A 12845-nucleotide genomic window follows, 5' to 3' on the forward strand; every position below is an offset into this window, starting at 1 on the left:
GATCTGCCCTTAGAAGCGGAAGCTGGCGCCCAGATAGAATTGCCGGCCGAAATACTGAAGCGTGCCGGTCTGCGCGGGCTGACCGAAATAGGAGCGGGTGGGTTCGTCGGTGAAGTTGTTCGCCTGCGCGAGGAGGGTCATGCCCCCCAGGGCGCTGTCCGCGGGGAATTCGTAGCTCATCTGCGCGTCAAATACGGTTTCGGCGGCGTTGGTGACGATCTGTTCGCTAAGGCCGAACTGCGGCGCGACGAACTTGGAGCGGTAGCGCATCGACACGCGGGTCGAGAAACCGCTCTTTTCGAAGAAGATCGTCGGGTTCGACACGACCTTGGACAGGCCCGGCAGGGTCAGCGACAGCGTGTTGCCGCTGATCGCGTTGGTGATGCTGACGTCCGACTGGTTGTACGAGACGTTGAGCACCGCGCCCAGGCCGTCGAACGGCGCCGGCAGGAAATCGAACGTCTTGGTCAGCGCGGCTTCGAAACCGTAGACATAGCCGCCCTTGCCGTTGACCGGCGCCGACAGATTGCCCGTCGTGACCACGCTGGTGAAGCCGGTGCCCGCGAGTGGCGGGGTAGAGATGCCGTTCGCCGCGAAATCATAGTTCGGGATGATCCCGCCGATCACGAAGCTGCGGATGTCCTTGTAGAAGGCGCCGAGCACGAGCGAGCCGCTGCTGCCGAAATAATGTTCGTAGGTCGCATCGAACTGGTTGGCGCGGAACGGCTGCAGCGTCGGGTTGCCGCCCGATCCGTCGAGCCGCGCGACCCCGCCGCCGATGCCGACCAGATTGGTCGAGATCGAGTTGCGGAAATCGAAGAAGCGCGGACGCGAGATCTGGCGCGACAGCGAGAGGCGGGCCTGGTCCTGTTCGCTGAGACTCAGGATGAAGTTCGCCTGCGGCAGCCAGTCGGTGTATTTGTCGCCGCGGCTATTGGCGTAGCGGCCGCCACTGCCGTCCGCGATCGTCGACGACGAGCTCTGGTCGGTATGGATGACGCGCAGGCCGATATTGCCCTTGAACGGCAGCGATCCGGCGATCGTGTCGAAGTTGAGCTGGCCGTAGCCGGCGTAGGTCTTCTCGTCGATCGTGAAGCTCTGATCGCGGGTGAAGGCCTGCGACTGATCGACGACGCGGTTCGTGCCGAGCTGCTGGTCGAAGATGCTGCCGATGTCGGCGACCAGGAAGTCTGGATAGGAGCCGAACTTGCCCTTGAAACCCGCGATCTGCGAATTCGAGCCGGTGAGCGTCACCGGGCTTGCGAAGCTGAAGCTGTTGAAGCTGGTGATGGTGCGCTCGGCGCGGCGGTTGCCGTAGCGGCCGCCGACTTCGATCGACTTCAGGAACGACCCGTCGACCTTGTAGAGCGCGCTGCCCGCGAAGGCGTAGAGCCGATCGGTGTCGCGCTGCGGCACGATGTAGAACCCCTCGAAGGTGTTCGCGGCGGGATCGGTATAGTTGGCGCTCGTCGCGAACGACCCGACGTTGAGCCTGTCGAGCTTGTAGGTCAGCGTGACCGGGTTGGTCGTGGTGTTGCCGTTGTCGTCGAGCCCCGAATTGTTGAAGAAGCTCGACGCGCGCGAATAGGAGCCGTCCGCGGTCAGCGTCAGCTGGCCGATGTCCTTCTGGATATTGCCGCCGAAGGTGTAGAGCTTGTCGAGCCGGTTCTCGTCCTGCTGGATCGTGCGCGTGCGGATGCCCGAGGTCGTGCCGCCGACGATGGTGTTGCCGATCACGGTCGGGTCGGTCAGCGCCGCGCTCGACGATTGCAGGTTCTCGACGCGGATGCCGCGGCGATACACGTCCGATTTGAATTGCGAGTAATAGCCGTCGACCAGGATGCGCAGCGTGTCGGTCGGTTCGTACTGAATGCTGCCGAGCACGCCGTCGCGGGTTTCGTTGCCGCCCGCCTGGACGGTTTCGAAGCCATAGCCGATCGCGTCGGGGCGGCCGTTGCCGTCGACGTCGCGCGCCGCGGGGCTGCCGTTCTGGCCGGTCGCGGTATAATCGTAGCCGACGAATCGGGTGGCGACGTTGGCCTGCTTCAGCCGTGCGTAGCCAATCGCAAGGCCGAGCGTGTCGTCGAGCAGCTTGGTCTGGATCGACGCGCTGCCGCGATAGCCGAACTTGCTGGCATCGGGGTTCTGCCCGGCGCGATCGTTGTAGACGCCGCGGACGTTGACGCTGACCAGCGTCTTGCCGGGGATGCTGAGCGGACGGGCGGTGGTGAGTTCGACCTTGCCGGCGACGCCGCCTTCGATCTGCGACGCCTTCGGGCTCTTGTAGACCGCTGCCTGGTTGACGAGTTCGGACGGGTATTGATCGAATTCGATGACCCGGTTGCCCGAGGTCGCGACCTGTTCGCGGCCGTTGAGCGTCGCGGAGACGAGGTCCTGGCTGAGCCCGCGGATGTTGATCGCGGAGGCCTGTCCGCCGGTGCGCTGCGAGGTGACGCCGGGCAGCCGTGCCAGCGATTCGGCGATCGACACGTCGGGAAGGCGGCCGATGTCCTCGGCCGAGACGACCTCCGCGACGACGTCGAGGTTGCGCTTCACCGCGATCGCGGAGCGGAGGCTGGCTCGGAAGCCGGTGACGACGATGTCGCCTTCGGACACTGGCTCGGCGGCGGGATCGGCCTGATCGGTGGCGGTCTGCTCCGTTGCGGTCGTATCGGCGGTAGCGGCAGCGGTTTGGGCTTGCGCTGCGCTCGCGACCAGCAATGCAATGCCGAGCGCGGTGCCGCTGACGCCGATGTTGAGCAGTCCGCGGGTCGCGAACGTCGAGTTGCGGTAGGTCATCTTCCAGTCTCCCCTGTTGACCGCCCGGCGTCTTGCTGCGCCGTGAGCGGGTTGGATCACCGCGCACCAGTGCGATTACTGGGCGGCAAAGCCAATCGAACCGCATACGTATTCAGTGGATCGGCGGCGGGCCCGCTGCGGTCGATCGCGCGCGGAGGCTATATTGACGGTTCCGCGTTCGCGGCCCACGCATCGGGAAAATGGCGCCGCGAGACGGCCGGGAAGGGGGGATGCGTCGTGACTGCCCAGCATAGAGCAACGTCGTTCGACATCGCGCAACTCGCGGGCGTGTCGCAGCCGACGGTGTCGCGGGCGCTGCGCGGCAGTCCGACGGTCAGCCTGGCGACCCGCCAGCGGATCGAGGCGATCGCGCGGCAGTTGAACTATGCGGTCGATCGCAGCGCGTCGAACCTGCGCAGCGGCACCACCCGGACGATCGCGCTGCTGCTGTTCCGCGATCCCAATCCCGACGATACGGTGGTCAACCCGTTCTTCCTCGGCATGCTCGGGTCGATGATGTCGGCCTGCGCGCAACATGGCTACGACCTGCTGGTGTCGTTCCAGCAATTCTCGTCCGACTGGCACACCGATTACGAGGACAGCCACCGCGCCGACGGGCTGATCCTGCTCGGCTATGGCGATTATGCGGATTATCGCGCGCGGCTCGAACAGCTGGTGGCGCAGGGCACGCATTTCATCCGCTGGGGATCGGTGCAGCCGGGCCAGCCGGGGCTGACGATCGGGTGCGACAATGTCGCGGGCGGCGCCACGGCGACCCGCCACCTGATCGAGCGCGGGCGGCGGCGCATCGCCTTTCTCGGCGACGCGACCGATCACTATCTCGAGTTCCACGACCGCCACCGCGGCTATGCCGAGATGCTGGCCAGACACGGCATGACGATCGATCCGCGGTTGCAGATCGACACCATCTCGACCGAGGAGGACGCAACCCGCGCGGCGACGACGCTGGTCGATCGCGGTGTCGCGTTCGACGGGATCGTCGCGGCGAGCGACCTCATCGCGCTCGCGGCGATGCGGGTACTAGCCGAGGCCGGCATCGCGGTGCCGGGCGACGTCGCGATCGTCGGCTTCGACGACATACCCGCCGCCGGGCTCGCCAATCCGCCGCTGACCACGATCGCGCAGGACAGCGGGCTGGCGGGGCGACAGTTGGTCGAGACGCTGCTCGCGCGGATCGGCAATCGCGAGGTCGCGAGCACGATGCTGCCGACCCAGCTGATCGTGCGGCGATCCTCGGGCGACCTGGCGTCGTGACCGCCCAGAAGCCGCGCCAGGGGTTCCGGGGCCTGTGGAACATCTCGTTCGGGTTCTTCGGCATCCAGATCGGCTTCGCGTTGCAGAATGCGAATGTCAGCCGGATCTTCCAGTCGCTCGGCACCGGGGTCGACGACCTGGCGTTCCTGTGGATCGCCGCGCCGCTGACCGGGCTGCTCGTCCAGCCGGTGATCGGCCATTACAGCGACCGGACCTGGGGCAGGCTGGGGCGGCGGCGGCCCTATTTCCTTGCCGGTGCGATCCTCGCGACGATCGCGCTGGTGGCGATGCCCAATGCGCGGGTGTTGTGGGCCGCGGCGATCCTGCTGTGGATGCTCGACGGATCGCTCAACGTCGCGATGGAGCCGTTCCGCGCCTTCGTCGGCGACATGCTCGGCCGGTCGCAGCGTACCGCGGGCTATGCGTTCCAGACCGGCTTCATCGGGGCCGGCGCGGTGGTCGGCAGCCTCGCGCCGATCATCCTCACCAACGTGTTCGGCGTCGCCAACACCGCGCCGGGCGGCGGCATTCCGCCATCGGTGCAATACGGCTTCTACATCGGCGCGGCGGCCTTGTTCGTGGCGGTGGCGTGGACGGTGAGCACGACGCGGGAATATTCGCCCGCGCAGATGGCGGCCTTCGCCGATGCGGACCCTGAGGCCGTCCACGTACCGCGCACCGCGGCGACCGCACGGCTCGCGCCGGTGTGGATCGCGCTGGGCGCGGCGATCGTCGCCGCGGTGTCACGATTCGGCCTCGACAAGCCGGTGTACCTGCTCGGCGCGGGGCTGATCGCGTTCGGCGGCGCGCTGCTGGCCAGCGCCGCGCTGGTGCGGTCGGGGCGGGGCGACAATGTGCTGAGCGGGATCGTCGGCGATCTGGCGGCGATGCCCGCGACGATGCGGCGGCTGGCGCTGGTCCAGGTGTTCACCTGGTCGGCGCTGTTCATCATGTGGATCTACACGACGCCGATCGTGACGGCGCGCGCGTTCGGCGCCACCGATGCGGCGAGTGCGGGCTATAACGAAGGCGCCAATTGGGTCGGGGTGTTGTTCGCGGTCTACAACGGCGTCGCGACGCTATGGGCATTCGTGCTGCCCCGGCTCGCCGAACGGCTGGGGCGGCGCGACACCCATATCGTCGGGCTGGTCTGCGGCGCGGCGGGGTTCGCGTCGTTCCTGGTGGTCCGCGATCCGGATGTGCTGATCGCGTCGATGGTACTGGTGGGGATCGCCTGGTCGTCGATCCTGACGATGCCCTATGCGATCCTGGCGGGAGCGCTGCCGCAGGACAAGCTCGGCGTGTACATGGGGCTTTTCAACATCTTCATCGTCCTGCCTCAGCTGGTGGTGTCGTCGATCATGGGCGAGGTGGTGCGCAGCTTCTTCCCCGGCGAACCGGTCTGGACGATGGCGATCGCGGCGGCGGTGATGGTGCTGGCGGCGGCGGCGATGCTGCGGATCGATCGCAAGGCGTGACCTCGCTTGCCGCCGGTCAGGCGGCGAGCAGCGGGCGCTGGTCGATCAGTTCACCGACGATCGCGGCCATGCCGGCGAGCTGGTCGAGCACGTGGCTCGACACCGTCCGCACCCGGTTGTCGATCACGCACAGCGCCCCGACGATGACGCCGTCGGCCCCGAGCACCGGATGGCCGGCATAGCTTCTGATCACCGGGCCGTGGGTCACCAGCGGATTGGCCGCGAAGCGCGTGTCGGCCGCCATATCGACGACGACGAAGGCGCCGCCCTGCGAGATGGTGTAGTTGCAGATCGCCTGGTCGCGCGGCGTACTCTTGATGCCGAATCCGACCGACGATTTGATCCACTGGGTGTCTTCGTCGATGAAGGTCAGCAGGCAGGTCGGATAGGCGGTGACCTTCGCGACGTGCCGGGTGATGAGATCGAACTGCCGTTCGGCGACGCTGTTGGCAAGCCGCTTGCCGCTGATCCGCCGCAGCCGCCGCTGCTCGTCGACCGGGCGGGGGAAGCCAGCGGTGCCGGCGGCGCCCGGCGTGAACGACTTGTAGGCCTTGCCGCCGAAGGTGCCGAGATAGTGACGATCCTGGCTGCCTAAACGCGCCGCCGCGTCGTTGACCCGATCGAAGAAGGCGGCGGCGTCGTTGACGAGGTCGCTTTTGGCGAGGCACGCGGCGGCGCCGGCCTCGACCAGCTTCGTGGTCAGCAGCGCGTTGCGGGCGGAGTGATCGGAGACGATGATCTTGCAGACCTGGCCGAGGTCTCGGATCGCGTTCAGCAGCGCCGCACCGTCGAGATAGGCCATGCACAGGTCGATGATCACGATGTCGGGCATCAAGCGCTTGATCATCTCGGCGGCGACCGAGACGTCGCTGCAATATCCGACTACGCGGAAGTCGTCGCGTTTGCTGAGCGCGCTGTTCAGCAATGCTTCGATCGTCCACGAATCATCCACGATGACGACGCGTCGTTCCAATCGTGTATCAGGCATGTCGAACCCCAGCAGAACGTCATCGAACGGGCACGTGATGTTGCTCGCTACGGCCGCAATAGGCATCGTCAGGGTTACGGCAGTCCTAAAAACTCACATATGTTATTTCGTCAGCGGTACGTACGTCGTTCCGGTTGCAATATCGGCGCAACCGGAAGTCGAACACGTTGCTCGGTGGAGGATGCCAGGATCATGCCGGCGGCAAAATCGTGACCGATCCGATGATTGCGATCTGCCCGGTTAGTGCAGTGTTAACCCCGATCTGGTTTCAATCGGCGATGAACGAAAGACGTCCTCGCCTCCGCCTGCTCCTCGAATGCCTTGTGTATTTCGGCGTCGCGACCCTGACCATCGCGACGACGCGGTTCGGCGGCGGCGTGGCGTTCATCTGGATCGCCACCGCGCTGCTGATCGGCCGGCTGTCGAGCATGCCATATACCCGCTGGTGGCCGACGATGATCGGCTGCGGGTGCGCCAGCATGATCGCGACCGGGTTGTTCGGGCTGGGTCCGGTCGCAGCACCTGCGCTCGCGATGATCAACATCGGCGAGGCCGCGCTCGCCGCAGCGCTGGTCCGGCGATCGCGCATCCCGGACACACCGTTCCAGTCGCTCGGCTGGATGTTCAACTTCATCGTCGCGGTCGGCGTCGTCGCCCCGCTGGTGAGCGCGATCCTTGGCGCAAGCGTCGCCGATCTGTCGGTCGGGGCGGACTGGCGGGAAAGCCTGTTCCGTTGGTATGCAGGGCACGCGCTCGGCAACCTCACCTTCACGCCGATCGCGACGCTGATCCTGCGCGGCGATCTGATGAAGCGCAGATCGGCGATCTCGCGGCGGTTGGCCGTCGAAGCCGTCCTGCTGCTGTCGCTGGTGATCGTTGCGAGCATCTTCGTCTTCTCGCAAAGCGCGATGCCGCTGCTGTTTCTGCCGATCCTGCCGATCATCCTGGTGACGTTCCGGCTAGGTCGGCTCGGCGCCGCCGCCTCGATCGTGATCCTCGCTGCGATCGGTGGCGGCTATACGTCGGCCGGCAGCGGCCCGATCAGTCTGATGCACGTCGACCTCGGCACGCAGCTGCAATTCTTCCAATTCTATCTGGCGTCGTCGGTGCTGACGGTGCTGCCCGTCGCGACCGACCTGGCCCGGCGCAGCCAGCTCTACCGGGCGCTGCGCGACAGCGAGGCGCGCTATCGGGTGCTCGCGGAAAATTCGACCGACATCATCCTGAATATCGATCTCGACGGAAAGATCCGGTTCGTGTCGCCATCGATCCGGCAGCTCGGGGGCTATGATCCCGCCGATCTGGTCGGCAAGAACGCGGCGTTGCTGGTCGCGCCCGAGCATCGCGCGAGCGTCCACGAGGCGCATCTGCGGACGATCGCGGCAGCCGGCGAGCCGGTGGGGGTGGAATATCTCGCCGTCACCCGATCGGGCGATCTCAGATGGTTCGAAACGCACACCCGCGCGATCGTGGCCGAAGACGGCGAGGTCGACGGCGTGGTCAGCATCGTTCGAGACATTGCGGGGCGCAAGGCACTGGAAGCGCGGTTGACGATCGACGCCGCGACCGATCCACTGACCGGACTGCTCAATCGGCGCGCGTTCGTCGCGCTGCTCGATCGGCAGGGCGGGGTGGAGGGTTGCCTCGCGATCTTCGACATCGATCACTTCAAGCGGGTCAACGATCGCTGGGGTCATGCCGCGGGCGACCAGGTCCTGCGTAGCTTCGCCGAGGTCGCCCGACGCACGGTGCGCGGTGCCGATCATGTCGGGCGGCTCGGTGGAGAGGAATTCGCGATCCTGCTACCCGGCGCGTCGATGGAGCAGGCCGAAATCGTCTGCGAACGGCTCCGCCGGGCGCTTGCGGAAACCGTGACGATCCACGAACAGGCAGCGATCCAGGTGACCGTCAGCGGCGGCGTGGCGCCGCTGATCGGCTCGCCGACCCGGGTGCTGGAGGAGGCGGACGCGGCGCTGTACCGCGCGAAGTTCGGCGGGCGGGATCGGCTCGAGCTGGCGGGCGCACCGCAGGCGCGGTTCGCGCTCGCCAGCTGACGGGCTGCGCCGATTCAGAAGCGCTGTTCGTTCGAGGTGGCGCCCATCGCGACGCGGTATCGCACCGTTCCCGGCGTAGGCAGGGTCTGCTGCCACGCCTGTCCGGCATAGAGCCGCCTGGAGGGCAGGTCCTTGCAGGTCGCGGCGGTATCGCCGGTGCAGGCGCGTCCCTCGAACAGGTCGGCGTTGGTGTTGCCGATATTGCGCAGCGTCAGCTGGTCGCCGTTGCGTTCCCCGACGATCTTCGGGGCCGGCGCGGCGGGGCGGTAGATGACGAGGACGTCGTAGCCGACCAGCAGCTTCAGCGCGGTGACGGGCGCGGTGACGGGACCCGCGACCGGCTTGATCGTGACCCGGTAGACGCGGTCGGTGGAGCCACGGGGGGTGATCGCGGCGATCCGGACGGTCTTGCGCTCGCCGGGTTGCAGGATCAGCCGCTGCGGGCTCACCAGCAGGCCACCGAGGCCGGGATCGACGATCGGCTTGCGCGTTTCCCCCGGCTGGCCGGGCGCGATGATCTCGGCGGGCTCGGCGACGACATAGGCGATATCGGTGCCGTCGTTCGACACCTCGATATTCTGCGCCACGTCACTGGTTGGCAGGATGTCGACCACGACCTGGCTGAGCACGATGCTGGCCTGCGCGGGGTAGGCAGCGGCGGCGATCGCGGCGAGGGGAAGGAACGAGCGGATCATGCTCGGCATGGGACGTCTCCAAGGGGAACATAGGTGGTTTGAGCGGTGCCCGCAGCAAGGGTGGCGGTGCATTCGGCGCCGCCGGTCGCGCGGACCTTCAGCACGGCGTCGGGGGCGGCCTGGATCTGGAAATAGCCGCGGCTGTCGGTCGCGGCGATCGCGCCGTCGGTGACGATGTCGGCGTCGGCGATCGCAGCGCCGTCGCGGCCGATCAGCCGCCCGAACATCGCCACCACCGGCTGCGCGCGCCAATCGAGCCGGGCGAAGGAGCCGGGCAGCATGTCAACAACGCGGGTCTGGGTATCGAAGGCGAGCAGATCGGTGCCGATTGCGCGGAGGCGGACCTTGTAGCGGCGATACGGCGGCACCGCGATCACCAGCCGACGGTTCGCCGTCACCGTACCGCGCACCGCGTCGTCGACCAGGACCTCGAACTTGGCGCTGGTGGCCGGACTGTGCAGCGCGACCGCGATCACGCTGTCGGCCTGATCGCGCGCGCCGATGCTGAACGCGCCCTTGCCCCAGCCGATCGTGGTCTGGCCGGCCAGCCCGTATTGCGTGCCCGCGGTGCGGCCGCCGACGCGTTCGACCAGGCTGGCGGTGAGGTAGCCGGGCGCGCCGCGTTCGTCTGCCGAGGCTTGGAGCACGAGCCCGTCCTCGCCGTGCTGGAGCACCGCCGCACCGTCGAGATTGCCGCCGAGCACATCGTCACGCTGTACCGAGGCGCCGAGCTCGACGTAATCGCCCGTCGAACCGCCGCCCGTGCGGTTGGTCGATTTCACGCCCGCCGACGCGCTGAAGGACGCGCGCGGACGAAGCAGCTGCAGTTGCAGCCCGACCGAGGCGGAGGGGCCACGATCGGTGCGGACATAGCTGCCGTTGAAGCTCATCTGCATCCGGTCGCGCTGGACGATCGACCAGCGCACCGCAGGGCCGACCGCGTAGGACGAGCGGCCGCCGCGCCCGCGGCTGTAATAGCCGGTCGCGGATATCTGCGCGCTCGCGAGTCGATAGGAGATGTTGCCGATCAGCTGGGTATAGTCGGCCGCGGTCCCGAAGCGCTCGGTGGCCTTGCTGCCGGCGAAGCCGCCCGGCAGGTCGATGTCGAGCGGGATCAGCCCGTTGCCGCGCCTGCTGCGGACCTGACGCAGATCGAACGAATAGTTGAGGCTGCCGCCGGTGGACGATCCCAGCGTGAACGCGGCGCCGCGATCGCCGTTGGGCGCGCGGAGCACCGCGACCCGGGTCTGCACGAGCGAGGTGATCACCGACACACCGATCTCGGCGAGTGCGGTGCGATCGGTCGCCATGAACGCCGCATCCCAGGCAATATGCGCGCCGTGCCGCCCGGCAACCCCTGCGGTGACCAGCGGCGTGCGCGACATCGCGAAGGGCGCGTCGTCGCGGTTGAGCGCGATCATGCCGGCCTCCGCATGGAAGACATGGCGTCCGACCGGGGCGAGCGAGGCGCTTTTCGTGAAGAAGCGCTGTTCGCGCCGGGTTGCGCCGGTCGCGTCCTGGATCCGCAACTCGACCGCGTAGGAACCGTCGGGCAGGCCGCTGGTGTCGAGCTGCTGGTTGCCGCTCTCGAAGGTCTTCGACGTCGCCAGCCGCCCTTCGACATAGAGATCGACGCGCGATCGCTGGGCGAGAAAGACCACGATCGGGCTGCCCATCAGCTCGGTGCGGTCGAGCCGGGTGTCGAACTGCGACCCGATGCCGACCCCCAGGATGCGCCGGCGACCGACCAGCGCTGCGCCGGGCGCGTAGAACAGGCCGGCGGCGTAGCGGAAATTGGGGCGGTCGAGCTGGAGCCCGAGCGTCTCCACCTCGAGCGCCTGCGCCGAGGAGGTGGCGGCCTCGGCGATCAGGCGCGCATTGCCAGCGCCCAGCACGAGCCGGTTGCGAAAATTATAGGCGGTGCGCTGGCCGTCGCCGCCCGCGACCGCGAAGCTGACGGTATCGACCATCGATGGCATCACCGCGCCGGGTTCGAGGAAGCGCGCGGCGGCGGCGCCGTTGACGCTCAACAGCCGCGGGTTGACGAACAGATCGATGCGAAAGCGCGCGGCGTCATAGACCAGCGCGGCGGTCGCGGGCTGGGGCCGGTCGCAGGCGGGCAGCGAGGGGTCGCAAAGGAACCGGGCGTTGGACGGCTGCGGACCGGTCAGCGCGGCGACCAGCGCCGGGCGATCGACGAGGTCGGGCACCGCGGTGGCGAGTGCGACCGGGTCGATCACCCGGACGGTATCGGGGGTGGTCTCGATCTGGAACTGACCGACCCGGCGATCGCCGAGGAATACGTCGGCGACGACGCGGCGCGTCTCGGCGAGGTCGGCGAAGGCGGCGGGCATCGCGGCTGCGATCGGCTCGGCGGCGCGCGCGGCGGTGCCGGTGGCCGCCAGCGCCGGGGCACTGCCGATGCCGATCCATGCCGCGAGGCACAGCGCCAGCGATGCCGCCCGCCCGCCCATGCTAATTGGCCGACAGGATGATCGTCAGCGTGCCGGTATAGGCACCCGCGGTCGCGCTGCTGAGCGCCGCGGCGCGCAGCACGACGGTCAGGCTGGCGTTGGTGGTCTGCAGGATCGGGCAACTGAGCAGCATCGTCTGCCCGCCGAGCGGCACGCCCGGTGAAAGATTGGTGCCCGATGTCTGGCCCGACGAGGTGCTCCACTGCACCTCGTACGGCAGCCGTGCGGCGCCGTTGGCGAGCGTGAACGCACCTGCGGCTCCCGATCCGGTCGCGGCGACGGTGTAGCGGCCACCGAGCAGCCCGCTATAGGCACAGATCGACTGGCTCTGGGTGCGATCCGCGCCAAAGCTGGTGATCGTGCCGAAGCCGATATCGCTCAGTCCGGAGACGAGGACGGCCTGCCCCGATGCCGCCGATGCCGCGGCGACCGCGGCGATGCCCGCGATCAGCCGGACGAGGCGTCGGCCGCCCATGATCCCGTCCGCCCCGGCAACGGCTATTGCGGGGTGACGAGCAACGTCAGCGAGCCGGTGTAGCTGGTCGCCGACTGCATGTTCTGCAGGTTCGGCGCGGCGATCGAGACGATCAGGCTCGACGAGGTCGTCGGGCTGGTGCTGCAGGTCGGGTTGACCGCGGTGCTGGTCAGCCCGGCGAGCGCGCTGCCCGCCGACAGCGCGGTACCGCTGCTCTGGCCCGAGCTGGCGCTCCACTGGACGCTATAGGGAACCGACAGCGCGCCGTTGGCGAGCGTGAAGGCGCCGCTGGTGCCGCTGCCCGTGGCGGTGATGCTGTAGCCCTTGGTCGCGGTGTTGCTCCACACGCAGTTGCTCTGCGCGGCGGTGGCGGCGGTCGACGGATCGATGTTGGTGAAGGCGACGTCGGTCAGCCCGGTGATCTGCGCGCGGTTGGCGACGCTGACGGTGATGGTGAGGCTGCCGGTCGACGTCGCGCCGAGCGTACCCTGCGTCGCCGCGGCGGCGGGCGTGCCCGATGCGATCAGCGACAATGCCGAACCGGCGATCGCGGCGCGGCGAAGCAGAGTATGGAAGCGTTGGCTGGCAGAGAGCGTCAAGGCACCTA

At 67.9% G+C, this 12845-nt stretch carries 9 protein-coding genes; 3 read left to right on the forward strand and 6 right to left on the reverse strand.

Annotation, left to right across the window (positions count from 1 at the left end):
• Positions 1-9: 9 nt before the first annotated feature.
• A complete protein-coding gene (locus tag ACT009_RS13375; RefSeq protein ID WP_445191556.1) occupies positions 10-2799 on the reverse strand; it encodes a TonB-dependent receptor in 2790 nt (929 codons plus the stop codon).
• 237 nt (positions 2800-3036) lie between these two features.
• Here ACT009_RS13375 and ACT009_RS13380 point away from each other — a divergent pair, with 237 nt between their 5' ends.
• Together ACT009_RS13380 and ACT009_RS13385 are read left to right on the forward strand one after the other, a co-directional pair.
• Positions 3037-4074, forward strand: a complete 1038-nt coding sequence (locus ACT009_RS13380; RefSeq protein WP_445191557.1) for a LacI family DNA-binding transcriptional regulator — start codon at positions 3037-3039, stop codon at positions 4072-4074.
• Positions 4071-5552, forward strand: coding sequence for an MFS transporter (locus ACT009_RS13385; RefSeq protein WP_445191558.1), 1482 nt, complete (start codon positions 4071-4073; stop codon positions 5550-5552). Before ACT009_RS13380 ends, ACT009_RS13385 begins: the two co-directional genes overlap by 4 nt.
• A gap of 16 nt (positions 5553-5568) precedes the next feature.
• Here the strand turns inward: ACT009_RS13385 and ACT009_RS13390 are convergent, their stop codons facing one another.
• The gene (locus ACT009_RS13390) at positions 5569-6504 is read right to left on the reverse strand and encodes a response regulator (RefSeq protein ID WP_445191559.1); all 936 of its coding nucleotides are present in this window, start codon (positions 6502-6504) and stop codon (positions 5569-5571) included.
• A gap of 314 nt (positions 6505-6818) precedes the next feature.
• Here ACT009_RS13390 and ACT009_RS13395 point away from each other — a divergent pair, with 314 nt between their 5' ends.
• On the forward strand, positions 6819-8594 hold the full coding sequence (locus ACT009_RS13395) for a diguanylate cyclase (protein ID WP_445191560.1): 1776 nt from the start codon (positions 6819-6821) through the stop codon (positions 8592-8594).
• Between the two features lie 14 nt (positions 8595-8608).
• On the opposite strand, the gene ACT009_RS13400 is transcribed toward ACT009_RS13395, so the two are convergent.
• The 4 genes from ACT009_RS13400 to ACT009_RS13415 are packed head-to-tail and all read right to left on the reverse strand — an operon-like array spanning position 8609 to position 12837.
• Positions 8609-9298: a hypothetical protein gene (locus tag ACT009_RS13400; RefSeq protein ID WP_445191561.1), complete on the reverse strand. Its 690-nt coding sequence runs from the start codon at positions 9296-9298 to the stop codon at positions 8609-8611.
• The gene (locus ACT009_RS13405) at positions 9286-11763 is read right to left on the reverse strand and encodes a TcfC E-set like domain-containing protein (protein ID WP_445191562.1); all 2478 of its coding nucleotides are present in this window, start codon (positions 11761-11763) and stop codon (positions 9286-9288) included. The genes ACT009_RS13400 and ACT009_RS13405 overlap by 13 nt, the downstream gene beginning before the upstream one ends.
• A 1-nt stretch (position 11764) precedes the next feature.
• Positions 11765-12238, reverse strand: a complete 474-nt coding sequence (locus ACT009_RS13410; RefSeq protein ID WP_445191563.1) for a hypothetical protein — start codon at positions 12236-12238, stop codon at positions 11765-11767.
• Positions 12239-12261: 23 nt separating this feature from the next.
• Entirely contained in the window at positions 12262-12837 is a 576-nt protein-coding gene (locus ACT009_RS13415) for a hypothetical protein (RefSeq protein ID WP_445191564.1), read from the reverse strand.
• Positions 12838-12845: the final 8 nt, after the last annotated feature.

The organism is Sphingomonas sp. Tas61C01, assembly GCF_052567495.1.

Excerpts from the sequence above, each read along its gene's own strand:
- ACT009_RS13375 (WP_445191556.1), bottom strand. The coding sequence starts at position 2,799 with ATGACCTACCGCAACTCGACGTTCGCGACCCGCGGACTGCTCAACATC.
- ACT009_RS13395 (WP_445191560.1), top strand. The coding sequence starts at position 6,819 with ATGAACGAAAGACGTCCTCGCCTCCGCCTGCTCCTCGAATGCCTTGTG.
- ACT009_RS13400 (WP_445191561.1), bottom strand. The coding sequence starts at position 9,298 with ATGCCGAGCATGATCCGCTCGTTCCTTCCCCTCGCCGCGATCGCCGCC.
- ACT009_RS13405 (WP_445191562.1), bottom strand. The coding sequence starts at position 11,763 with ATGGGCGGGCGGGCGGCATCGCTGGCGCTGTGCCTCGCGGCATGGATC.
- ACT009_RS13410 (WP_445191563.1), bottom strand. The coding sequence starts at position 12,238 with ATGGGCGGCCGACGCCTCGTCCGGCTGATCGCGGGCATCGCCGCGGTC.